The organism is Arthrobacter sp. SLBN-122 (assembly GCF_006715165.1).
In the GTDB taxonomy this organism is placed as follows: Bacteria; Actinomycetota; Actinomycetes; order Actinomycetales; family Micrococcaceae; genus Arthrobacter.
The window spans coordinates 311,764-335,532 of the sequence record NZ_VFMS01000001.1 but is presented as its reverse complement, the minus strand read 5'-3'; the positions used below and the strand labels follow the sequence as shown (position 1 = coordinate 335,532).

16 protein-coding genes are annotated in these 23,769 nt (G+C 64.1%); 11 read left to right on the top strand and 5 right to left on the bottom strand.

The window, feature by feature from the left end; genetic code table 11:
* Nucleotides 1-2 precede the first annotated feature (2 nt).
* The 4 genes from FBY36_RS01485 to secA all read left to right on the top strand — a co-directional run bounded on the left by FBY36_RS01485 (nt 3) and on the right by secA (nt 5,922).
* Complete coding sequence (locus tag FBY36_RS01485) at nt 3-845, top strand: ComF family protein (RefSeq protein WP_327436684.1); 843 nt, start codon at nt 3-5, stop codon at nt 843-845.
* A gap of 266 nt (nt 846-1,111) precedes the next feature.
* Nucleotides 1,112-1,837, top strand: coding sequence for a ribosome hibernation-promoting factor, HPF/YfiA family (gene hpf, locus FBY36_RS01480; RefSeq protein WP_142117013.1), 726 nt, complete (start codon nt 1,112-1,114; stop codon nt 1,835-1,837).
* 32 nt (nt 1,838-1,869) lie between these two features.
* Nucleotides 1,870-3,081, top strand: a complete 1,212-nt coding sequence (locus tag FBY36_RS01475) for a winged helix-turn-helix domain-containing protein (protein ID WP_142117012.1) — start codon at nt 1,870-1,872, stop codon at nt 3,079-3,081.
* 99 nt (nt 3,082-3,180) lie between these two features.
* Nucleotides 3,181-5,922: a preprotein translocase subunit SecA gene (secA, locus tag FBY36_RS01470; protein WP_142117011.1), complete on the top strand. Its 2,742-nt coding sequence runs from the start codon at nt 3,181-3,183 to the stop codon at nt 5,920-5,922.
* A 154-nt stretch (nt 5,923-6,076) separates the two neighbouring features.
* On the opposite strand, the gene FBY36_RS20640 is transcribed toward secA, so the two are convergent.
* Both FBY36_RS20640 and FBY36_RS01460 read right to left on the bottom strand, forming a co-directional pair.
* Complete coding sequence (locus tag FBY36_RS20640) at nt 6,077-6,580, bottom strand: Rv3235 family protein (RefSeq protein ID WP_200830413.1); 504 nt, start codon at nt 6,578-6,580, stop codon at nt 6,077-6,079.
* A gap of 143 nt (nt 6,581-6,723) precedes the next feature.
* Nucleotides 6,724-7,632 (bottom strand): LysM peptidoglycan-binding domain-containing protein, encoded by a 909-nt coding sequence (locus tag FBY36_RS01460; RefSeq protein WP_142117010.1) that lies wholly within the window; start codon nt 7,630-7,632, stop codon nt 6,724-6,726.
* A 139-nt stretch (nt 7,633-7,771) separates the two neighbouring features.
* On the opposite strand from FBY36_RS01460, the gene FBY36_RS01455 reads away from it, so the two are divergent.
* Nucleotides 7,772-8,341: a hypothetical protein gene (locus FBY36_RS01455; protein ID WP_142117009.1), complete on the top strand. Its 570-nt coding sequence runs from the start codon at nt 7,772-7,774 to the stop codon at nt 8,339-8,341.
* A 5-nt stretch (nt 8,342-8,346) separates the two neighbouring features.
* Here the strand turns inward: FBY36_RS01455 and FBY36_RS01450 are convergent, their stop codons facing one another.
* Complete coding sequence (locus FBY36_RS01450) at nt 8,347-8,562, bottom strand: helix-turn-helix domain-containing protein (RefSeq protein WP_142117008.1); 216 nt, start codon at nt 8,560-8,562, stop codon at nt 8,347-8,349.
* A 153-nt stretch (nt 8,563-8,715) separates the two neighbouring features.
* Between FBY36_RS01450 and FBY36_RS01445 the strand changes: the two genes are divergently transcribed.
* Genes FBY36_RS01445 through FBY36_RS01430 form a run of 4 tightly spaced genes read left to right on the top strand, consistent with a single transcriptional unit; the run spans nt 8,716 to nt 17,061 of the window.
* Nucleotides 8,716-9,357, top strand: a complete 642-nt coding sequence (locus FBY36_RS01445; protein WP_142117007.1) for a hypothetical protein — start codon at nt 8,716-8,718, stop codon at nt 9,355-9,357.
* Nucleotides 9,354-10,658, top strand: a complete 1,305-nt coding sequence (locus tag FBY36_RS01440; protein ID WP_142117006.1) for an AAA family ATPase — start codon at nt 9,354-9,356, stop codon at nt 10,656-10,658. Before FBY36_RS01445 ends, FBY36_RS01440 begins: the two co-directional genes overlap by 4 nt.
* Before the next feature lie 55 nt (nt 10,659-10,713).
* Nucleotides 10,714-15,567: an NAD-glutamate dehydrogenase gene (locus FBY36_RS01435; protein ID WP_142117005.1), complete on the top strand. Its 4,854-nt coding sequence runs from the start codon at nt 10,714-10,716 to the stop codon at nt 15,565-15,567.
* 27 nt (nt 15,568-15,594) lie between these two features.
* Complete coding sequence (locus tag FBY36_RS01430) at nt 15,595-17,061, top strand: sensor histidine kinase (RefSeq protein WP_142117004.1); 1,467 nt, start codon at nt 15,595-15,597, stop codon at nt 17,059-17,061.
* Between the two features lie 135 nt (nt 17,062-17,196).
* On the opposite strand, the gene FBY36_RS01425 is transcribed toward FBY36_RS01430, so the two are convergent.
* Complete coding sequence (locus FBY36_RS01425) at nt 17,197-17,445, bottom strand: WhiB family transcriptional regulator (protein ID WP_003804966.1); 249 nt, start codon at nt 17,443-17,445, stop codon at nt 17,197-17,199.
* Nucleotides 17,446-17,674: 229 nt separating this feature from the next.
* Here FBY36_RS01425 and FBY36_RS01420 point away from each other — a divergent pair, with 229 nt between their 5' ends.
* Nucleotides 17,675-18,166, top strand: coding sequence for a hypothetical protein (locus FBY36_RS01420; RefSeq protein ID WP_442858228.1), 492 nt, complete (start codon nt 17,675-17,677; stop codon nt 18,164-18,166).
* A gap of 59 nt (nt 18,167-18,225) precedes the next feature.
* Here the strand turns inward: FBY36_RS01420 and FBY36_RS01415 are convergent, their stop codons facing one another.
* The gene (locus tag FBY36_RS01415; RefSeq protein ID WP_142117003.1) at nt 18,226-22,314 is read right to left on the bottom strand and encodes an FtsK/SpoIIIE domain-containing protein; all 4,089 of its coding nucleotides are present in this window, start codon (nt 22,312-22,314) and stop codon (nt 18,226-18,228) included.
* A gap of 254 nt (nt 22,315-22,568) precedes the next feature.
* Here FBY36_RS01415 and glf point away from each other — a divergent pair, with 254 nt between their 5' ends.
* Nucleotides 22,569-23,756, top strand: a complete 1,188-nt coding sequence (gene glf / locus FBY36_RS01410) for a UDP-galactopyranose mutase (RefSeq protein WP_142117002.1) — start codon at nt 22,569-22,571, stop codon at nt 23,754-23,756.
* Nucleotides 23,757-23,769: the final 13 nt, after the last annotated feature.

Sequence of the window (23,769 nt, the reverse complement as noted above, 5' to 3'; positions counted from 1 at the left end):
CCGTGTATGGCGTATTCCGCAGGATCGGCACAGCCGCTTCCGGGCATCAGGACAACCGGAGAACGGACCCGGACCTTCAACCACCCCCGCCGTGGGCGGCGCTGCACCGGGGTGAACACGAGGCCGGTCTCCTGCGCCTCATCGATTGGTTGGCCGGCGCCCTGGCGGATCTGCTCGCTTTGGCAGTCCCGGTGGACTGTGTGTGCTGCGGGGCCGAAGACAGCACCTTGTGCCCATCCTGCGCCGGCCGCATCCGCCAGCTGACCAGGCAGCCGTTCCGGGCCGAAAGCGGAGCCCCCGCCCTCATGGATGTTGGCGGGACCATCATGCTTCCCGTTGTGGCAGCAGGGGTGTACCGGGACGAGCTGGCGCAGGGACTGCTGTCGTTCAAGCGGCACGGCCAGCATCAGCTCGGCAGGAGCCTTGGCCGGGCGCTCGCCGGAGCAGCCAGGGCGGCAGTTCCGGGCGGCAATGGTTTCCTTCTGGTCCCCGTCCCCACCAGCACAGCGGCCTACGTCAACCGGGGGTTCAGTCCGGTCCACCTGCTCCTGAAAGAGGCGGTTCGGCAGCTTCCAGGCATCGGCGTCGCGGACGTACTGGCCAAAACCGCCGCGCCCGGCCCCTTGCTGGGCACTCACGGATCGGGCGGCAGGAAGGGTGCGGGCGGTCAAAAGGGATTGGGGAGGGGAGCCCGCTCGCGGCGCGTCCGGGGGTCCATGCGCCTCAGGCGCGGAGCCCGCGCACTGGTCGCGGGGCGGCCCTGCATTATCGTCGACGACGTCCTGACAACCGGCGCCACGGTCGGTGAAGCAGCCCGGGCACTGCACCTTCCGGCGCCAACGTGAGGGGCGCCGTCGTGCTGGCCGCGACACGCCCACCCGACACCACGGAGCCAGACGCCATGGCCCCCGGCCCGCCCGGAAGCCGCCATGACTTAGAAAAAAATAAACCGGGAAAGGATGAATAACGAGTGGCTATGAACTAACGTCGGTGGTGGGTACCAAGAACAGAATGTACCTTTCGATGGCGGCTCGGAGAGGGGCTCGACTGTCAGACAGCCCGGCCCATGGAAGCGCCGCCGTCGTGTCACCGAAGTCATTTGGAGGGCACCATGGAGTTTATGATCAGCGGACGAAATCTGACAGTTTCAGACCGGTTCCGCGAATATGCCGGGGAAAAAATCGCGAAAATCGAATCGCTGGGTGACAAGGTCCAGCGCGTCGACGCGAAAGTCTCCAAGGAGACCAATGCCCGGCAGACCGGCGACCAGCTGACAGTAGAAGTGACAGTCCTGGGCCGCGGACCCGTAATCCGCGCCGAAGCGAGCGCCGCAGACAAGTTTGCCGCCTTTGACCTCGCGTACAACAAACTGCTTGAGCGGCTCCGGCGGGCCAAGGACCGCAAGAAGGTCCACCATGGCCGCCACACTCCCAAGGCTGTTCGTGAGGCCACCGCCTCACTCGAGCCCGCCAGCGCCCACGAACCGCTGTATCTTGAGGCCAACCACCGGAACGAAGCGGTGGCAGCCCCCGAAGACAAATCCCCGTACGATGTGGACAACGACATCCCGGCTGGGAAGTCGCCGGTACTGATCCGGCGCAAGGTCTTTCCCGCTGCTTCCCTCTCCCTCGACGACGCCGTAGACAACATGGAGCTTGTCGGCCACGACTTCTACCTTTTCGTGGACAAGGCGACCAACACGCCCTCCGTCGTGTATCGCCGGCGCGGCTGGACCTACGGGGTCATCACCCTGGACCATGAATGCGAGCCGGGAGACACCGTCGTGGAGGAAAAGATCCTCGCTTACCGCTCCGACGACGCCGCAGCCAACGCTTAGGGTGGACAAAACCATCATCAGAGAGGACTGAATTGTCGGCAACGCTGAGCCTTGACCAGGCACGGCGGATCGCACTGGCAGCACAGGGACTCCATAAAGGACGGCCCACCGGCCCCGTGACAGCACGGGCGGTGGGCCGGACTTTTGCCCGGCTCCAACTCGTCCAGATCGATTCCGTGAATGTCCTGATCCGCAGCCACTTCCTGCCCTTCTACTCCCGCCTGGGCAATTACGACCGGGACATACTGCAGCGCATGTCCGCCAAACATCCCCGGCGCATGCTGGAGTACTGGGCACACGAGGCGAGCTATATCCGCCCGGAGCATTATCCGGATCTGCTTCCATGGCAGAAGCGGTCCTGGGTTGGCGCCTCGCGGCTGGACCCGGGCCTCCGCGATGACGTTGCAGCCAGGATCCTGGCTGTCCTGGCCAGGTCACGGCCCATGACGGCCTCCGAACTGACCGCCCATATCGGCCATGTCGAGGAAAAACAGACCATCAACTGGGGGTGGAACTGGAACGCAGTGAAACGGGTCCTGGAACACCTGTTCGAAGAGGGGCTGGTATCGGCTGCCTCCAGGACGGGGCAATTCGAGCGCAGGTACACGCTGACCTCCAAAGTCCTCCCATTTCCGGCCCCAACGGCAGGGGAAACGGATCCAACAGCTGCGCTGCAGCGGCTGACCGAAGCGGCTGCCCGGGCACATGGGATCGGAAGCATTCGCTGCTTCGCCGACTACTTCCGGACTCCCGTCAAGGCAACGGCGCTGGCCGTTGCGAACCTGGTGGAGCAAGGCAGGCTGGAGCCTGTCAGCGTGGCGGGCTGGGGGCGGGAGGTCTACCGGCATGCGGAGGCGGCCCTGCCGCGGCGGGCCACCGGCCGCGCGCTGCTGAGCCCATTCGATTCCCTGGTCTTTGAACGCCGGCGCCTCCTGGAACTGTTCGGCTTCCATTACCGGATCGAGATCTACACTCCGGAGCCCAAACGGCGTTTTGGCTACTACGTCCTGCCTTTCCTGCTCCGGGACAGGATCGTGGCCAGGGTTGACCTAAAAGCGGACCGGGCGGCCGGCCGGCTGCTGGTGAGATCCGCCTTCGCCGAGCCGGACGCACCGGGGGACACCGCCGTCGAACTCGCCGTCGAACTGAAGCTGATGGGTCAGTGGCTTGGCCTGCCTGATGTGGAAGTGGGACCGGCGGGAGACCTCGCTGCCCGGCTGTCACAGGAACTGCCACGCTTGTAAGGAGTATCCGCTCTCAGGGAAAAGGGGCACCGGCCGCGTGTCTCTCCCGTAGACTGAACACGCCAGAATTCGGCGGCATCAGACTGGGAGCATCTTCACGTGGCATCACTTATCGAAAAAATTCTCCGCACGGGTGACAAGAAAACACTCCGGCAGCTGAGGAATTATGCCGATTCCATCAACGCCCTCGAAGACTCCTTCAAGACCTTTAGCGACGCCGAGCTGCGAGAGGAGACGGACCGTCTCCGTGAACGCCACCAGGATGGCGAAAAGCTCGACGACCTGCTTCCGGAAGCATTTGCCGCCGTGCGGGAAGCATCCTCGCGGACACTGGGATTGCGCCACTTCGACGTTCAGTTGATGGGTGGCGCTGCCCTGCACCTGGGGAACATCGCCGAAATGAAGACCGGTGAAGGCAAGACCCTGGTGGCGACCGCTCCCGCCTACCTGAACGCCCTCACGGGCAAGGGCGTCCACGTGGTCACCGTTAACGATTACCTGGCCGAATACCAGTCCGAACTCATGGGCCGCGTGTACCGTTTCCTCGGCCTGACCAGCGGCGTCATCCTCGCAAACCAGGACCCGGCAGTGCGCCGCCAGCAGTACGCAGCCGACATCACCTATGGAACCAACAACGAGTTCGGGTTCGATTACCTGCGCGACAACATGGCATGGGACCGGAACGAACTGGTCCAGCGCGGCCACAACTTCGCCATCGTCGACGAAGTGGACTCCATCCTGATCGATGAGGCCCGTACGCCGTTGATTATCTCCGGCCCTGCCCAGGGGGACACCAACCGTTGGTACAGCGAATTCGCCAAGGTGGTGCTCCGGCTGCAGCCCGAGAAGGACTACGAAGTCGACGAAAAGAAGCGCACCGTTGGCGTACTGGAGAGCGGAATCGAAAAGGTCGAGGACTACCTTGGCATCTCCAACCTCTACGAATCCGCAAACACCCCGCTGATCGGGTTCCTGAACAACGCCATCAAGGCCAAGGAGCTGTTCAAGCGGGACAAGGACTACGTCATCCTGGACGGCGAAGTCCTGATCGTTGACGAGCACACCGGCCGCATCCTGGCCGGGCGCCGCTACAACGAAGGCATGCACCAGGCAATCGAGGCCAAGGAAGGCGTCGAGATCAAGGCGGAAAACCAGACCCTGGCCACCGTCACCCTGCAGAACTATTTCCGCATGTACGACAAGCTTTCCGGCATGACCGGCACCGCTGAGACCGAGGCAGCCGAGTTCATGAGCACCTACAAGCTGGGCGTGGTGGCCATCCCCACCAACCGGGATATGCAGCGGATCGACCAGCCGGACCTTGTGTTCAAGAACGAGGTTGTAAAGTTCGACGCCGTGGTGCGGGACATCGCCGAACGGCACGAAAAAGGCCAGCCCGTGCTGGTGGGCACCACCAGCGTGGAGAAGAGCGAGTACCTGTCCAAGCTGCTGGCCAAGGAAGGCATCCGGCACGAGGTCCTGAACGCCAAGAACCACGCCCGGGAAGCTGCGATTGTTGCCCAGGCCGGCCGGAAGGGCGCCGTCACCGTAGCCACCAACATGGCAGGCCGCGGCACGGACATCATGCTGGGCGGCAACGCCGAGTTCACCGCAGTCGCCGAGCTCGCCAGGCGCGGGCTGGACCCGGAGGAGAACTCGGAAGAATACGAAGCAGCCTGGCCTGCGGCGTTTGAAGCTGCCAAGCAGTCCGTGAAGGATGAACACGAGGAAGTCCTGGACCTCGGAGGACTCTACGTCCTGGGCACCGAACGGCACGAATCACGCCGTATCGACAACCAGCTCCGCGGACGTTCCGGCCGCCAGGGCGACCCCGGCGAGTCCCGGTTCTACCTCTCGCTGACCGATGACCTCATGCGGCTCTTCAACTCCGGAGCAGCGGAACGGCTCATGAACAGCTCGGTACCGGATGACGTCGCACTGGAATCCAAACTTGTCTCCCGTGCCATCGCCTCCGCACAGGGACAGGTGGAAGGCCGGAACGCCGAGCAGCGCAAGAACGTGCTGAAGTACGACGACGTCCTCAACCGCCAGCGCGAAGCGATCTACAGCGACCGCCGCCGCATCCTGGAGGGCGACGACCTGCATGAGAAGGTGCAGTTCTTCATCGAAGACACCATTGTGGCCCTGATCGACGCCGCAACCGCGGAAGGCAATGGCGACGACTGGGACTTGCATCAGCTGTGGACGAACCTCAAGACGCTCTACCCGGTCAGCGTCACGCCTGAAGACATCATTGAGGAAGCCGGCGGCAAGTCCAGGGTCACGGTTGAACTGCTGAAGGAAGAGATTCTCTCTGACGCCCGCCTGGTGTACCAGGCCCGCGAGGAGGTCATCGGTTCCGAGAGCATGCGGGAGCTTGAGCGCAGGGTGGTCCTTTCCGTCATTGGCCGCAAATGGCAGGAACACCTTTACGAAATGGATTACCTGAAGGAAGGCATCGGCCTGCGCGCCATGGCACAGCGTGATCCGCTGGTGGAATACCAGCGCGAGGGTTTCGCCATGTTCCAAAGCATGATGGAGGCCATCCGCGAGGAAAGCGTCGGGTTCCTCTACAACCTTGAGGTGGAAGTAACCCCTGCCCAGGATGTCGTAGTACAGGATGCTGCCGGCGGGCACACCGAGCATGTTGACCCGCAGGTCCACGCCGCAGGTCTTGAAGCTCCCGAGAAGCCGGCGCAGCTGCAGTACACGGCTCCCAGTGAAAGCGGTGGAACCCAGACCCGGGTGGAGACCCGGTCAGGAGGCGGACGCTCCGGCAACCCTGCCAAGGCAGCTGCCCAGGATGCGGCCAAACGCCCCGCGAAAAAGAAGAAGCGCTAGCAGAACCGCAGCAGGTACCCGCCGGCGGCGGCAAACAGGGCAGGGGCGGACACGTCCCTGCCCTGTTTGCGTGTCGCCGCTGTTGGCATGTTGTCCGCTCCGAATCACTGCCTGTTCAAACTTTCAATTCGTCCGGTCTTTTTCAAGGGGACAGTCAGCCGATGACAAGTTCGACTATGCGCCACACCTGCTTGCTGCGCTCAAGCCGGACAGCGACGGCGCGGGCCCGCACGTCATCCACCACCACGGCACTGGCCTCATAGATTCCCTCAGCTACCTCACAGACGCGTACGGAGCGGACGGTTGAATTCCTGTGCAGCCTGGCCAGGGCGGGATTGCCCGTCCTGGCCAGTTCGCGCCTGATCAGGGCCGCGCGGTGCTGCAGCGATGCCAGGCAGCGCGGATCCAGGCGCCGCGCCAACTGGTGGATGGGACGGATTCCGGCCAGGACTTCCATGGATGCCTGCACCGTCCCCCGGGTAATGGCCCTGACTTCTGCAGCCTCACTGACCGGCTGCAGGGACGGAGGGTTTACGCCGGAAGACGGGGCGCCAGGGATTGCCGCTGGCACTGGCCGGGGCTTGACGGGGTCACTCCCTGCCTGCCTGGCCTCTGCGGCCAGCCCTTCAGCGGCCCGGATGGGTGTCAATGCTGTCATGGTGTTCCCCTTGGATGGATTCGGCGTAACTCTGCCGGCCACAGCTTCGGCTGGCTCTTGCTTTGATTGACTGTTGCCTGAAATTGATTCGATGGGTTTGGCAGGTGCTGCGGTCTGCCCGGCCGGCAGGGGAGTGGCAGCGGCTACGAAACTGCCGGCGCATGGAGTATCTGGCCCGGCAGCAGTACATCCGGGCTCCCGCCTATCAGCGCACGGTTCGCTTCATACCACCGTGGCCATTCAAGGGCGACGTCCACGTCTGATGCCTCCGGTCCCAGGTAGGCAGCAACGATGTCCCACAGCGTGTCGCCGGCGAGTACGGTCACCGCCATCGTCTGGCCGCCCATGTCAATGGCTGCGGTGTCACTGCGACCCGGCCCGGGTCCGGCAGTGGTCCTGGCCTCCGGTGCGGCCAGCAGTCCCGGTTCCACCACAGGGGAAGCCGGCTGCCATCCCGGGCGGAGCCCGCTGACGGCTGGTTGCGTGCTGGATCCCGATGCCGGTGAAGGGCCTTCCCGGCCGGCTGACGGTACTTCATTCGGAAGTGGCTGGTTTTGGAGCCGATCGTCGCGGGGGGTGTTGCTGGCGCCAGGCTGCGGCACGTGTTGGCGGGAGACCGCGTCTGATGCAGTGGCCGGCGCCGCCTGTTCCTGTGTTGGTGTCCACTCGGGCCCTGCCGTACTTAACACCCCCGCGTTTGCGGCGACACCTGTCACGAGTTGCAGTGAGAGTGCGGCAACCACTGCCCGCTGCATGAAAGCAGGCGAAAGCCTTCGCGCGGCCGCCGCGGCCCGGCGTCGTCCCAGGCGATCCAGCAGAACGGACGCACAGGCACTCAGGAGTGAGACTGCCCACCAGAGCAGAAGTCCAATGCCGGCAACTGCCGTGGCCCCGCCGAGCAGGATATCCACCGATTCGCCTTGATGCCGTGCGGTGGATTGCTGCCACTGGGACAACAGGCCCACTGCGAGGACGCAGAGCAGGATGCCAAGCATCAGCAGGGCCAGCGCCATACCTGTATCCCACCGCCGGATCCTCCCGGAACGAGCCATTAGTGCCTCTTTAATGTCGTTTGATGCAGTTTGATGCTGACTGCATCAGTCTGAACCGCTTCCACACGATTTGTCCATACGCTGGACAGAAAAAAGTCCCGCCGTTGACGGGCGGGACTGGGAACCCTACTCTGACGGAATGCGCTGGGATGCACTCTTCAATGACATGGAAAGCCAGCTTGCGGAGGCAGGCCGGCTGGCGCTCGACACCGAGGTCAACGAGCGGACGCGGGTCGAGATGGTGGGCCTGCCCCTTGAGGACAGGCTGCGTGCGGCGGTGGGTTACAGGATCGGCGTCCAACTCAGCTGCGGCGACATGGTGCATGGTGAACTGACACATGCGGGAGCGGATGCACTGGTACTGGATGAAGACCAGACCCAGGTGCTCATTCCTTACGGGGCCGCAATGCGCTTCCTGGGTCTGGGCAGGCAGACGCGGCCGGAGAACTCCCCGGTGCGCCGGTCAATAGGCCTCGCGCACGCCCTGCGGGGCCTGGCGCGGGACCGGGCAGAAGTCTCGGTAACGATTGGCGGGGCGGCAGGGGCCGTGCGGCTGGCCGGCGTCATCGACCGGGTGGGCAGGGATTACATCGACCTGGCCACGGTGGTTCCCGGCGAGCCGCGGAGGAGCCGCAGCGTGGGCCAGGTTTCAGCCATACCCTTCGCGGCGCTGGCGATGATCAGGTCCCACAAAGCCGACGCGGCCTAAAGGGGTCAGACAGTTTTGGAGCGCGACTCCTGGATCATGCGGCTGGCCTCGGCATAGCGCTCCTGGATGTACTGCTCCAGCATCTTCTCTTCAACCCGCCATTGCCCACGGCCGCCCACCTGGATGGCCTTCAGTTCACCGCTGCGGACCAGAGCATAGGCCGCAGGGGAGTTGATCTGGAGCTGTTCCGCGACGTCCGCGAGTGTGAGGAACCTGGGCATGCATCCATTTTGCCACCAAGTGGTTCAGTTTGTGGCTCTTATCCACAGATTGGCCGCATTTGGACAATTGACTTTTGTTCCCTGGGGCTTGCAGTAACAATGAGGAAGTCCGGCCAGCACGGGCAGGTCCGGTGTATCCAGGGGGAGAACGGTATGGTTCCTGATTCAAGTGCCACTGCAGCACGGCTAAAGCGTCCATCGTGGAAGGACCCCCGGCTGCTGGTGGGAGTCCTCCTGGTCCTGGTATCAGTTGCCGGAGTCATCTTCCTTGTCGGCAGTGCCGACCGGACCACCGAGGTCTACGCTGCGCGGGAAGGCATAGCCGTGGGTGAGCGCCTGACGCCGGAGAACGTGGTCCGCGCCAAGGTGCGGCTGGGCGACACTGAAAAGCACTACATCAGCGTCGAGGCAGGCCTGCCTCGGGACGTTGTCGCCATGCAAAGGATTGCGAAGGACCAACTGGTCCCCAGGGCAAGCCTCGGGGAAGTGGATCGGCTGGACCGGAAGCCTGTCGCCCTCAGCGTCGAGCAGACCTTGCCGTCACAGGCAGTTGCCGGTGCCCGGGTGGATGTCTGGGTGGCGCAGCCGGATGCCAAGAATGGGTTCAGTGAGCCCAAGTTGATCCTTCCCGGAGCGGAAATTGCGGAGGTCACCACCGGTTCCACAGCCCTTGGATCGTCAAAGACCACCGTGCTGATGGTGCTGGTGGAGGACAGGCAGATGCCTGCTTTGCTTGGCGCTCAGGCAAACGAGGCGAAAATTTCCGTGGTGTGGAACCCGGGTGGCGCCCGGTGAGCATCCCCGTTGTCACCGTAGGCCAGAGCCGTGAGGACCTGGTAGGCGGCCTCGAAAGACTCCACGGCCCGGTCACAGTGGTTCGACGGTGCACCGAACTTCCCGAACTGCTTGCCGCCTGCCAGAGCGGACTGGCAAGGGCGGCCGTGGTGGCGGAGGGTTCCGAGGGGCTAAGCGCTTCCCTGGTGGACCGTCTGGGAGCTGTTGGCGTGGCTATCATCGCCCTGACTGATAATGCGGAGGAGGCAGACCGGCTCCGCAGGATCGGTGTCGCCTCGGCGCTTACAGGGATTAAGTCCGCTGAGCTTTCAGACAGGATCGCCGACGCCGTCGCCCAGTTGACGGGCGGGGTTCGTCCGGCCAGCCTCAGTTCACTGGCCGATACCGGGGCTGCGCTGGCAACAGAACCCGTTGTGCCTGGACTGGACGCGGAGGGGTCCGGTGCCGGGGAGCTGATCGTTGTCTGGGGTCCGGCCGGATCCCCGGGCCGGACCACTGTTGCGGTGAACATTGCCGGTGAGATGGCAGCTGACGGGCGGGGAGTCCTGCTGGTCGACGCCGACAGCTACGGCGCCAGTGTGGCGGCAGTGTTGGGCCTGCTGGATGAGTCAGCAGGGCTGGCCCAGGCGTGCAGGCTTGCCGACCAGGGGCTGCTGGACGCGGACGCGCTGCGTAAGGTGGCCGCCACGATTGCCACCACAGCCGGGACGTTCCGGGTGTTGACCGGCATAACCCGCGCCGACCGGTGGACCGAGCTGCGTGCGCCTGCCCTGGCCCTGGTGCTTGAGCGGGCCCGGCAGATTGCCGACGTTGTGGTGGTGGATACCGGCTTTTGTCTTGAGGCGGATGAGGAGCTGAGCTTTGACACCATGGCGCCGCGGCGGAACGCGGCTACGCTGCGCCCGCTGGAACTTGCTGACACCGTCTATGCCGTGGGAGCTGCTGATCCCGTGGGCGTACCCCGGTTGGTCCGTGCACTTGCCGAACTGGAAGGTGCGCTTCCGCAGGCATCGCCCACCGTCATCATGAACAAGGTGCGTTCGTCCTCCGTCGGAAGGGCCCCGGAGCGCCAACTGCGGGATGCCTGGGATAGGTATGGACCCGCGTCCGGACTCAAGGCGTTCCTGCCCTACGACCCCGCAGCCGCAGACGCAGCCCTCCTGGCAGGGTCGTTGCTGCTCGAAGCGTCCCCCGACTCGGCCCTTCGGCATTCGATCAGAGAGTTGGTTTGTGCACCCGACCAGCGAAAAGCGAAATCATCTGTATTCTCTTCCACACCGAGGCGAAGAGCAAAGGACTAGGCTCGCCATAAGAGCTGCAAAGGTGCGGCGAATATCTCTGATGGAGGCGTTGTTGATGTCGTCTGGATCCAGTGTGGAGGACCAGCCCCTTTCCATTGAAGGCCTTGAAGGTTTCATGGGGGACTACTACCAGCACCTGGCTGAGGAGGATGCCCGAAGCTACTCGCGGGACGTATTGGAGTCCCGGGCCGGGGAGCACAGGCGGACAGCGTCCGAACGGCAGCCAGGGCAGGCAAAAATCTCGATCATGGACGAAGAGGACAGCAGCGTCATCTTTGTCGTCACCGACGATATGCCGTTTCTTGTCGACTCGGTGAATGCAGAACTTGTCCGCCAGCACGCCGCCATCAAGCTTGTGGTGCACCCTCTTTTCGTGGCCACCAGGAACCGGGAAACCGGCGAACTGGTCAAGGTCAACAGGGTCCCCGCGCACTTGGGCATCTCAAGCGGCGACACTGCGGCAATGCCAAACCTGTCCCACCTCATTGCCCAGGGCGGGAATGCCTCGCACATGGAGTCGTGGATCGCCGTCGAAATCCAACGCGTCCCGGACGACGTGAAAGCGTCGCTGCTTGAGGGACTTACCCGCGTCCTGAAAGACGTGCGGGCCGCCGTCGAGGACTGGCCCAAGATGCGTCAAAAGGCCCGGGAAATCGCGGAAAGCCTGGACCAGGTGGCCCATCCGGCGCAGATTGCCGAACTGCGGCAGGCCAAGGACCTGCTGCGGTGGCTCGACGACGGGAACTTCACCTTCCTGGGGTACCGTGAATACGACCTGCTCAACGTGGACGGCGAAGACGTCCTCGAACTGCGCGAAGACAGTGGCCTCGGGCTTTTGCGCGCCGCTGCCGACTCCCCCCACATCCAGCACCTCACCGACACCGGCAGGAAAAAGGCGCGGGAAAAGCGTGCTCTTGTCATCACCAAGGCCAACTCACGGTCCACTGTGCACCGCTCGGCGTACCTGGACTACATCGGCGTCAAAAGCTTCGACGCCGCGGGCAATGTCAACGGCGAGCGCCGCTTCATTGGACTCTTTGCCACCAGCGCCTACGCCGGCTCTGTCCGGGATATCCCGATCGTCCGGGAGAAGGTGGACGCCGTGCTGCAGAACGCGGGGTTCCCGCCGGACTCGCACTCGGGCAAGGATCTCCTTGGAATCCTCGAAACCTACCCGCGTGATGAGCTCTTCCAGATCGAAATTCCCGACCTTGCCGCCACCGCGCTGGGAATCCAGAAGCTGCAGGAACGGCGGCGTACCCGCCTGTTCCTGAGGCCGGACATCTACGGCCGGTTCATGTCTGCCGTCGTCTACCTGCCCCGCGACCGCTACACCACCAACGTCAGGCTGCGGATCGAACAGGAACTGCGGGAAACGTTCCAAGCGGTCTCGATCGATTACGAAGCCCGCATGACGGAATCGGCACTCGCCCGGCTGTTCTTCCGCATCCGGCTGCCCAAGGACGTCGACGTCAGCCATGTCAACGCCGACGAGCTGGAAAAGCGGCTGGTCCGGGCCGCACGGTCGTGGAGTGAGGGAATTGCCGAAGTCCTGCGCGAGGGGCGGGATCCAGCCGAAGCAAAGGAACTGGCCGCTATCTGGGCCGAAGCGTTCCCTGCCAGCTACCGCGTGGACTACGAAGTAGAGGACGCGCTTGAGGACATTGCGCGTTTCGAGAAGTACGGGGCCGCCGCCGAGCGGAAGTCCGGGGAGCGGCAGGACCGTCCCGGCGTGCACGTGTACCTTCCCGAAGGCGCCGGCGCCACCCTCGAAGAGGATGCCCGGGTCAAGCTCTACATGCTGGAACCCAAGAGCCTGAGCCAGATCCTGCCGTATTTCCATAACCTCGGACTCGAGGTCCTCGATGAACGGCCCTTTGAAATCGAAACAGCAGACCGCCGCGACTTCTTCCTTTACGACCTCGGGCTGAAGTACCCGGTGGGCGTGGACCCGGTCTCCACGGGGGAGCTCCTTGCCGAATCCTTTGGTGCGGCTGTCACTGGCGCTGCTGAATCGGACAGCTTTGACCGGCTGGTGCTGAGGGAGGGCCTGCATTGGCGGCAGATCACCGTCCTGCGCGCCTACGCCCGCTACATGCGCCAGATGGGCAACAGCAGCTCCTTCGGCTTCATGGCTGACACGCTCCTTGCAAACGCCGACGTGACAAGAGGCCTCACGGCGCTCTTTGCGGCCCGCTTTGATCCCGCCCTGAGCGATGAAGACCGGTCCGAGGCCCAGGAGACCGTGCGCCAGAAGCTCGCAGCGTCCATCGAGAAGGTCGCAACGCTGGACGCCGACCGCGTGCTGCGCACTTTCGTCAACCTCATCGAGGCCACCCTTCGCACCAACTTTTACCAGGACAAACCGCACCTGAGCTTCAAGCTGAACCCCGCGCAGATCGAAGGCCTGCCGTTCCCGCGGCCCATGTTCGAAATCTGGGTCTACTCCCCGCGTGTTGAGGGTGTGCACCTCCGGTTCGGCAAGGTGGCCCGTGGCGGGCTGCGCTGGTCCGACCGGCGGGAGGATTTCCGGACAGAAGTCCTGGGCCTGGTAAAGGCGCAAACGGTCAAGAACGCCGTCATCGTGCCCACCGGCGCGAAAGGCGGGTTCTTCGCCAAGCAGCTTCCCGATCCTTCCACGGACCGCGCGGCCTGGATGGCTGAAGGCGTCGAAAGCTACAAGACGTTCATCCGCGGACTGCTGGACCTTACTGACAACCTCCTCACTGAAGGCGACGGCGAACGGCTCGTGCCGCCGTCGAACGTTGTCAGGCATGACGACGACGACTCCTACCTTGTGGTCGCGGCGGACAAGGGAACGGCTACTTTTTCCGACATTGCCAACAGCCTCTCCGCGGAGTATGGCTTCTGGCTTGGCGACGCATTCGCCTCCGGCGGTTCGGTTGGTTACGACCACAAGGCCATGGGCATCACCGCACGCGGCGCCTGGGAATCCGTCAAACGCCACTTCAGCGAACTGGACCTGGATACGCAGACTGAGCCGTTCACCGTGGTGGGCGTGGGGGACATGTCCGGCGACGTATTCGGCAACGGGATGCTCCTGTCCCGGCATATCCGGCTGCTCGCGGCATTCGACCACCGGCACATCTTCCTGGACCCCAACCCCGACGAGGAATCCTCGTTTGCGGAGCGCCAGAGGCTGTTCGAGCTGCCCAGGTCCTCCTGGGACGATTACGACAAGTCGCTGATCAGCGAAGGCGGCGGAGTCTTCGTCCGGCAGGCCAAATCCATCCCCGTGTCCCCCCAGGTGCAGGCCGCGCTGGGGCTCCCGGCGGACACCACCGAACTCAGCCCTCCGGAGCTGCTGCGTGCCATCCTGCTGGCACCTGCGGACCTGCTCTACAACGGCGGAATCGGGACCTACGTCAAGGCGAGCTCCGAGTCCAACGCGTCCGTGGGTGACAAGGCCAACGACGCGATCCGGGTCAACGGCCGCGACCTGCGCGTCAAGGTGGTGGGCGAAGGCGGAAACCTTGGCATGACCCAGCGCGGCCGCATCGAGGCGGCCCTGCAGGGCGTTATTCTCAACACGGACGCCATTGACAACTCCGCCGGCGTGGACTGCTCCGACCACGAAGTGAACATCAAGATCTTCGTTGACCGGATGGTGTCTGCGGGCAAGCTGCCTGCCGTCGAGCGCGCCGACTTCCTCGCCTCCATGACGGATGAGGTTGGCCGGCTGGTCCTTGAAGACAACATCGACCAGAACATCCTGCTGCTCAACGACCGGACCCGGGTGGCGGAGTGGAGCCCGAGCTATGAGCGGCTCATGGACTGGCTGGAGAAGAGCGCCGATTTGAACCGGGACCTGGAGGCGTTGCCAACCACGGCGATGCTGCGGGACCGGCTGCAGCAGGGGCAGGGCCTGACGTCACCGGAGCTTTCGGTGCTGGCCGCGTATGCCAAGATCGAGCTGGCAACGGCGCTGCGCGACAGCGACCTTGCCGATGACCCGTGGTTCCGGCAGACGCTGCGTTCATACTTCCCCCACCAGCTGCGCGAACGCTTTGACGCGGAGCTGGACACCCACCCGCTGCGCCGCGAGATCATCGCCACGGTAGTGGCGAACGACATGATCAACCTCGGCGGAATCACCTTCGCCTTCCGCGTCATGGAGGAGACATCGGCCAGCGAAGTAGCCGTCGCCAAGGCTTTCGTGGCCCTGCGCGAGGTATACGAACTGGATGCGATGGTGGGCGAACTGAACAGCCTGCCTGCCTCGTTCCCCACGGAGCACTGGAGCACGGTCCACCTGGACATCCGCCGGCTCTTGGACCGGGCGGTCCGCTGGCTGCTGAGCCAGGAGAGTGTTTCACGTCCCATTGCCGACGTGGTGGCCGAGTTCAAGCCGCTCATGGATCCGATGCGGGCCAGGCTGTTGGACTACCTGCGCGGCGACGACCGGGAACGCGTGGCAGAGTGGCTGGCGAAGGGCCGCGAGTGGCAACTTCCCGAAGGCCTTGCCCTGCGTTGGGCCGAGCTGTTCGAAAGCTTTGTGCTGCTGGATATCGCCAAGATCGCCAGGACCCGGAAGGACCCGGTGGAGCAGATTGCCGCCGTCTACTACACCGTGTTCAACCGTTTCCATGCCGACTCCCTGCTGGAGCGGATCAGCAGCTTGCCGCGCCAGGACCGGTGGCAGGCGCTGGCCCGGGCAGCCCTGCGTGATGATCTGTACTCGACAGTGTCGGACATGACGACGGCGGTGCTGGAAGCCACGTCCGCCGCCGACTCACCCGACGCGCGGCTCAAGGACTGGGAAGCGCAGAATGCCGAGCAGTTGGGCAGGGCGAAGAGCATGTTCGACGAGGTGAACGCACTGGAGGCCGACGACATGGCCTCACTGTCGGTAGCATTGAGGCTCTTGAGGTCAATCGTCCGACGCTAGCAATTCGGCGTCGCAAATGGAGGTGCAGTGGCAATCTTTACGGACCCCATCAGGGAACATGCTGATTTCGGGCCGGGCGATGCCGAATGGCTGCACCTCCTGGTGGGGGACTGGCAGATGGTCGCGGACCTGGCTTTCGCGGACCTGGCGCTCTGGTTCCCCCACCCGGAGCTTGGCTACATAGCCCTGGCTCACGTGCGGCCATCTACTACGCACACGGCGTTCCACAGCGACTTTGTGGGAGAAGGAATCCGCTCCGACCTGCAGCCGCTCGTGGACAAGGCATGGAACTCCCGGTCCATTGAGCGGTCCAGTGAAACGAACTGGAACAGCGAGATGGCGCTGAGGGTGGAGGCGGTTCCCATGGTCCGCAACGGCCGGACCCTTGCGGTGGTCACCACCCACATGGACCTCTCCAGCTCCCGGATGCCGTCGCGGCTGGAGTTGACCTACCGCCAGTGCGCCTATGACCTCCTGCGAATGGGCACGCTGGGGTTGTGGCCGGACTTCGCCTCACCCACCGGGTCCCGCCGCGGCGCCCCCCGTGTGGGGGACGGCCTGATCAGGCTGGACGCAGACGGCGTGGTGCAGTACGCGAGTCCCAACGGGGTTTCGGCCTTCCGGCGACTGGGTGACGGCGAATCCCTGGAAGGCCGCTCCCTGGCCGAGGTGACCGCCGGCCTGCTTAAGGACCGGCGCTTGGTCGATGAGACCCTGCCCCTGGTGGTCACCGGACGCATGCCATGGCGGAGCGAGATCGAGTCGCGCGGGGTCAGCCTGTCACTGCGGGCCATCCCGCTGCGGGATGAACAGCAGCGGTTCGGGGCCCTGGTCCTCTGCCGTGACGTCTCCGAACTGCGCCGGCGCGAGATGGAGCTGGTAACCAAGGACGCTACCATCCGGGAGATCCACCACCGGGTCAAGAACAATCTCCAGACCGTGGCTGCGCTCCTGCGGATGCAGTCCCGGCGTATGGTCAGCGACGAAGCGAAGCAGGGCCTGGAGCAGGCGATGCGGCGTGTGGCCACGATTGCGCTGGTCCACGAAACCTTGTCGCAGGGCCTGACGCAGAGTGTTGATTTCGACGAACTGATAGGGCGCCAGTTCCGGCTTTCGGCCGAGGTGGCTTCCCCTTCGCAGCAGGTCAGGACGGAACGCTCCGGTACATTCGGTGAGCTTCCCAGTGATCTCGCCACCCCGCTGGCCCTCGTCATTAACGAGCTGGTGACCAACGCGGTGGAGCATGGACTTGAGGGGCGGGCAGGAACAGTCTGGCTGGTTGCCGACCGGTCCGAGGGGGATGACGGCGAAGAGCTGACAGTGACGATTGCCGACGACGGAGTGGGACTTCCACAGACTCCGCACGTTGAGGGCCTAGGACTTCAGATTGTGCGGACACTCGTCACCAGCGAGCTGGGCGGGACCATCACCTGGGAGCGCCGCGAGGGCGGTGGGACCGAGGTTAAGATCCGGCTCAGCCTGGCAGGGAAGTAGCGGCACCAGGCTGGTTGGGGACGCGCCCGGCCGCAAAGCATAGTTTAAGAGACAGAGGCCCCTGGACAATCCAATGGGAATGTCCAGGGGCCTCTGTCTTGCGTTTGCTAAGACCTGTGGTTGCTGCCGGGTTACCTAGGAGGCGCGCCGTGCACGGGCGGCGCGCCGCTTAAGTGCGCGGCGCTCGTCTTCGCTCATGCCGCCCCAGACGCCGGCGTCCTGGCCGGACTCAAGGGCCCACTGCAGGCAGGTGTCTACGACGGGGCACCGGCGGCAAACGCTCTTGGCTTCCTCGATCTGCAGGAGGGCCGGTCCTGTATTCCCGACGGGGAAGAACAGTTCCGGGTCCTTGTCGAGGCACGCTGCGCGGTTACGCCAATCCATGCTGATCAGTTGCTCCATTTCAGGGAAAAGCCTTTGTGAAATTATTCACTAGTGGCTACAAAGGAAAAGGGCCCTTTGGGCCCCCTTGGTCATCTTCATCAAGCCTGTCATGTTAACGCGGTGTAAACAAGGGGTAATAACACTTGATATCCGTCGAAACCTGAGCGATGCATCACAGTGGCGGCTCCCGCCCTCACCAGTGTCCGACTATGTCCGGTATGGTGCCAGTGTGTCAAGACCCCCGGTGAACCCAGCAGGTGTCCCAGCTGCCCCTGACGAGCCCCGCAACGGTGCTGGACGACGTTCCCTTGCCGGACGTTCGGAGACCGTTCCCGCAGCAGCCAAGGTGGTGGCGCTTGTGGCTGCTGCAGAGGCCACTGCCCTCCTGGTTGCGGCCGGGTGGTACGCCTATGAACTGCTCAGCGGCAGCCCCGTGCTGTCGTTCTGGGGCGCCGTCTTCACCTTGGGCCTCCTGCTGGCTTTTTCCGCCTGGCTGTTTGCGGTGTCCGTCTTTCTCTACCGGGGCTATCGGTGGACCCGGGCGGCGGCGCTGGTGGCCCAGTTATTCGTCCTGACCGTCGGAGTACCTGCCATAACCAGCGGACTGGTTCTTGCCGGGCTGGCCATGGTGGTCCCCGCTGTTATCGCCATTGTTCTCCTGTTCTCCAACAAGGTGATCAGCCATGCCTCGCGGACAGGCGGTGCACCCCCTGCTCTTTGACCTGCTGGCCGGTGCCCTGCTGCCAGCCCGGTCTGCGTTCGACGCCGTCCCGGAGGTGCTCACGCTGGGGCCCCCGCCCAAGCGACCTGAAGGGGACAGGACCGCCCGCCTGAGATGAGCACACCACGTCCTGGCGGGGGATTGGCCTCAACGTCAAACCTGACCCCGAACAGGTCGCCGTCGCCTGGGGAATGTGGGCCCAGCAGAAGTCCGACGCCGGCAGCCCGTGCGTTCATGACCAGCGGAACGCGTTGGAACAGCATCGGGCTGTATGCAGCCGTGACCATCAGGGAGTGGCCCAAGGCATTCAACTGCTCCAGAGCCCTCAGTGCCGGCGGGGCAAGCTGGTCGACGTCGTCCACCAGCAGCACGGTCTTCCGCGGCAGTCCGCCGCCCTCCGCCTGCACCAGCAGGTCCTTCCAGAAATCTCCCGCGGCCTCTGCCGGCATGGGAGGAGTGCACCATTGTTGCGCCGGGTTGAGTGCCGCCACTGCGAGCAGGGTGTTGGTTTTGCCGCTTCCCGGGTTGCCAAGAATTGCGGTGACGCCGGGGCTGGGGATCCGCAGGGACACTGGAGCGGGCTCGTCGCCGGCGACGCCCAGGAAGACGTCGCTCTGCCGGCGGTGCGGTTCCGGGGGTTCGGAACTCCGCGCCCAGCCGGCTCGGTCCTTGCCGGGAACGTAGGGCACCCCGCAGTGCTGCAGTCCGGCCTCTTCCATGGACGCTGCCACCTGCCCCACGGTGATTTTCGCGGGGAGTGGTTCTACACGGAAGGGCGGCGATGCGGCGGCCGGATATTGGGCACCGTTCCCACCTTCCGCTGGGTCCGGGGCCGGGTTGCGATAGAACTGGCAAACAACCGGACCGCCGCCGGAGACAGGGCCGAAGGCTGCCGCCCTGCCGGTGACGGCGGGCATGGCAGGCATCCGAGGCCACATGGCGCGGCTTTCCTCACTGGTACTGGCGGGAAAGAAGAATCGGTTGGGAATGGCGCCAAAGAACCTGGCCGTGACAAGCTCGCGCTCCCCATGCACCAGGACGGTGATACCTGCCCTGGTGCCGTCCCTGGCGAGGTCATGAACCAGATCCTCCGCCCATGCCAGCGGTCCCGCTCGAAAGGCTGACACCCAGGATCCCCAGCCCGAGATGACAAGGACGAGAGGCACAGGATAGGAGGCTTGTTGGCTCAGCCGGTGCCCCAGTTCGCGGGCCAGCCGCTCAAGGATCCGGACTCCCCGCCTCAGGTCGTGCAGTCCGGCATGCGCCCCCACCCTGGCTTCACCTGCCACCGGGCAAAAACTCCCAGCGGCGTCCAGGAAATAGAAGTGGCTCTGGTCGGGGCCGGCCATCAGTTTAAGGACGGCCACTTCCAGGGCCGATCCGGCTCCGGATGCAGGGCTGCCAATGAACGCTGCGTGGCCGTGGCTGGCAGGGCTCCACACAAGGGGCTCAAGCTTTTGTTTCTCGGGCACGTCCATCAGGCCAAGGCGCACCTGCCCCGCCGGCGCTTCGGATTCCAGGGACAGGGGCGGCGGGCTTCCTGGATTCATGGTTGGCCCGTCCCGTGAGGGCTCTTCCAGTGCGTCCGGCAGCGGAGGAGCCACCGGCCTTCTCGGCACCGGCTTCTGCTGCGCAGCGCACAGGCTCCTCACCAGGGCCGCCAGCGGTTCCACTGCCTGCGCAGGGGTGGCTGCGGAGGCTCGACCGCCGCCTGGCCCGGCTGCCTGGCGGGCAAGATAATCCATTGTCCGGTGCACCGTAACGTCGCTTGGCTGCTTACCCCCGGAAGCGGACGACAGGGACGCCGCCTGGAACTCCCCGGCCGCCTCCGTCCCGCGCGCCAGGAAGGCGCGGCCGGGAGTATCAACACTGATGGCCGCGGCGTCCTTGGAGTTGACGATGTCCACAGATTCCATGTCCGACTGCACGCGAAGGGCGATGCTTGAGGTGACGTTTGCGCGGATGTCAGCTGTTAATGCTCCCTGCGGTCTTTGCGTGGCCATGATCAAGTGGATGCCCAGTGACCGTCCGATCGACGCTATCCGCAGCAGCTCACGAAGAACCTCCGGCGCGTCATCGACCAGCATCCTGAACTCATCAATGACGATGACCAGGTGGGGGAGAACAAAATCCTTGGCCGCCCTTGTGGAGCGGTATGTGGAGAGGTCAGGGACGCGGGCCGCGGCGAGGCACCGCTCCCGGAGTTGCACTTCGGCCCGGAGCGACCTCAGTGTTCGATCCAGTTCGTCGGCGGAAAGATCTGTTTGCAGTCCGACGCAATGAACCAGACTGCTCAGCGGACCAAGACCTGAGCCGCCCTTGAAGTCGATGAAGTAGAAGTTGACCCGGTCCGGCGGATAGGTCAGGGCGAGCGCGAGGGTCAGGCTCCGGAGCAGTTCCGACTTCCCTGAGCCTGTTGTGCCCGCCACTAACAGATGCGGGCCGTCCGCGAGTAGGTCCAGGACCTTTGGCCCTGACGTGCTCACCCCCACGGGTACGGGCAGCCCCTTAATCTTCACGCTGGAGTTCCATCGGTCAGCGGTGGCCGGGAGCGTCAGGGGCAGGACTTCGTCAAGACTGCATGAAGCGGGAATGCTCCTTACCTGTTCTTCGCCCTGGTGCCGGGAGCCTGCCAGGCGTCGGCAGAAAGCGGTGAACACTTCGGCCGGCACCAGGTCCGGGACAAAAACAATCTCCCGGTAGTTCTGCGCCAGCTTTGATCTGCGCTCGGACAGGAAGACATCCGCTGCGGGTGATTCCCCGTCCTCCGGCAGGAAATGAAGAACCTGCCACCCCCGCTGGACCGCTGCTTCACGCACCTCGTGTTCGGCCGCAGCTGCAGCGCTGTCCCCACGAATCAACAGGACTCCGCGCTCGCAGCCCAGTTGATCGCAGCTGTTCACGACATGGAGGGCGGCATCCAGTGTTGCAGCCAGCGTCACTCTGCTTAGATACCGGGCTGCGAGGGGGAGGGCTGCCGGCGGGCCATAGACAAGGACCTGCAGTTTGTCCGCACGCGGGTAGCCCGCCAGTTGCATCAGACAGGACCGAAGGGCGCCATCGATGGCCAACCCAGGGCCGCCGAGGATGGTGAGCGGGCGGCCAGGGTCGAGCACTACTGGGACGGTTCCCGCCGTTGGGACTGTCCGGGCCGGGCCGGCCGGTTCAATCCTGATATTGGCCGGTTGTTCTCCCTGGCCAAGCCGCAACCATACTTTGTCGCCGGAGGAGTCCGGGATGGACGTCCCTTCAGCCTTTGGGGCTGCCAGGGTGACGATGGGCAGCGGAGGGGCACTCCGCCGTCGGCGTTCCCTGTCTTGCTCAACAGCCGACGTCACAGCGGCTGACAGTTCCCGCCTCTGCCGCCGCCCGCTGACAGCGGGCACCAGGGCTGAAAGTACGGAAGCTGCGGAGAAAGCAAGGAACATCCACATTCCTGTGAGAACGGCCAGCAGCACCCCCAGGGCCAGTGGGAGGACTGCGGTCAGAAGGATCAGCGTTCGACTTCCTGTGTCAGGTCGGCCGGGAACCACGATCGGTTCAGCCACCGACTTTCCGGCATCCGCCAGGACTTTCCCCTGCACGTCTGCGAATATCAGAGACAAGTTTGACTGACCGCACCTGATGGCTGAGTCCGTCGAGATTATGGTGCTCCGTATCCTTTCGCCGTCGACGTACGTGCCGTTGGCACTATCCAGGTCAACCAATATGATCCTCGTGTCGGTGACGACAAGACGTGCGTGTTCGCGGGACAGCTCGGGGTCAGGGATGACGATTCGTGTGCCGCTTCGGCCGATGGTGTACGTGCCACGCCGCAGCGGCACGACAGTTCCCGCCGCTGCTCCACTGTCGACGGCGAGGATCAGGGCAGGGGCAGCATCAGCACTGGGCCGGCGCCGGAGCCGCCGGTCCGAAGGGGTGGGGCCGCCGTCGACAAGGATCGCCGCCTCCACGAGCGGCGGCACGCCCAGGACCAAGGAGCAGAGATCCTTCCCGTCCACAGTGACAGCGCCTACACCGAACTTATGGATCAACTGCTCATGGACAACGTGGCCTGCCGTCCCGGTAGGAGCATCTATGGACAGTTCCACGGGAGCTTCGTACCGGGACGATCCGGGGCCGTTCACCAGGGTGCAGTGCAGTGTCATGGGTCCTCCGTGCATGTATCCACACGCTAGCGAGGCCCATCCTCGATGGGGACGGAGGCCGGCCGGTATGTGGATAACTGGAGCTGCTGAATGCGCAATGCCGTCTGCAGCGGGGGACGGCTGCCTTGACTTTTGGTCTGTGTACTGGGACACAGCTGGACGGCTGATTCGACGGGCCATGTAGTCCCTCGGGTACGCTAGAGCAGCAGACAATGCGCACCATTGCGCTGCCCGCATTCGAACCAGGAGATTTTGTGACCGCTGACCTCGTCATCGTAGGGTCCGGCTTTTTTGGCCTGACAATCGCAGAACAGGCCGCCACTGAGCTCGGCTTGAAGGTCGTTGTCATCGACCGCCGCCACCACATCGGCGGAAACGCGTACAGCGAAAAGGAAGAGCAGACCGGGATCGAGATCCACCGGTACGGCGCCCACCTTTTCCATACCTCGAACGAGCGGGTGTGGGAGTACGTCAACAGGTTCACCACCTTTACGGACTATGTGCACAAGGTCTATGGCGTCCACAAGGGTGAGGTCTATTCGCTGCCGATCAACCTGGCCACCATCAACCAGTTCTTCCGGGCAAACCTCACGCCGGGCCAGGCCCGGGACCTCATCCAGGAGCAGGCAGGGGAACTGGCGGGAACTGACCCGCAAAACCTGAATGACAAAGGCATCCAGCTGATTGGCCGTCCGCTGTACGAAGCGTTCATCAAGCACTACACCGGCAAGCAGTGGCAGACGGATCCCAAGGACCTGCCGGCGGGCATTATCTCCCGGCTGCCCGTGCGCTATAACTATGACAACCGGTACTTCAACGACAAGTACGAGGGCCTGCCCACCAACGGCTACACCGCGTGGATCGAAAAGATGGCAGAGCACCCCAACATCGAGGTGCGGCTCAACACCGACTTCTTCGATGAGTCCCACGAGTACAGCAAGAACAAGGTGGTGGGCAACATTCCCGTTGTCTACACGGGCCCTGTTGACCGGTACTTCGACTACGCCGAGGGTGACCTGTCCTGGCGCACCATCGACTTCGAGGAAGAGGTCCTTGACATGGGCGACTTCCAGGGCACGTCCGTCGTGAACTACAACGACGCCGAAGTCCCCTACACCCGCATCATCGAGCCCCGCCACTTCCACCCGGAGCGTGACTACCAGACCGAAAAGACGGTCATCATGCGCGAGTTCTCGCGCTTCGCGGAGAAGGGCGATGAGCCTTACTACCCTGTCAACACCTCCGCTGACAGGGAACGCCTCCTCAAGTACCGCGACCTTGCGGCAGCCGAGAAGGACGTTCTGTTCGGTGGCCGGCTGGGCACCTACAAGTACCTGGACATGCACATGGCCATCGGCGCCGCGCTGAGCATGTTCGATAACAAGATTCGGCCGCACTTCGAAAGCGGCGTACAGCTTGAAAGCGGGGGAGTCGACGCATGAGCGTCCCTACCGA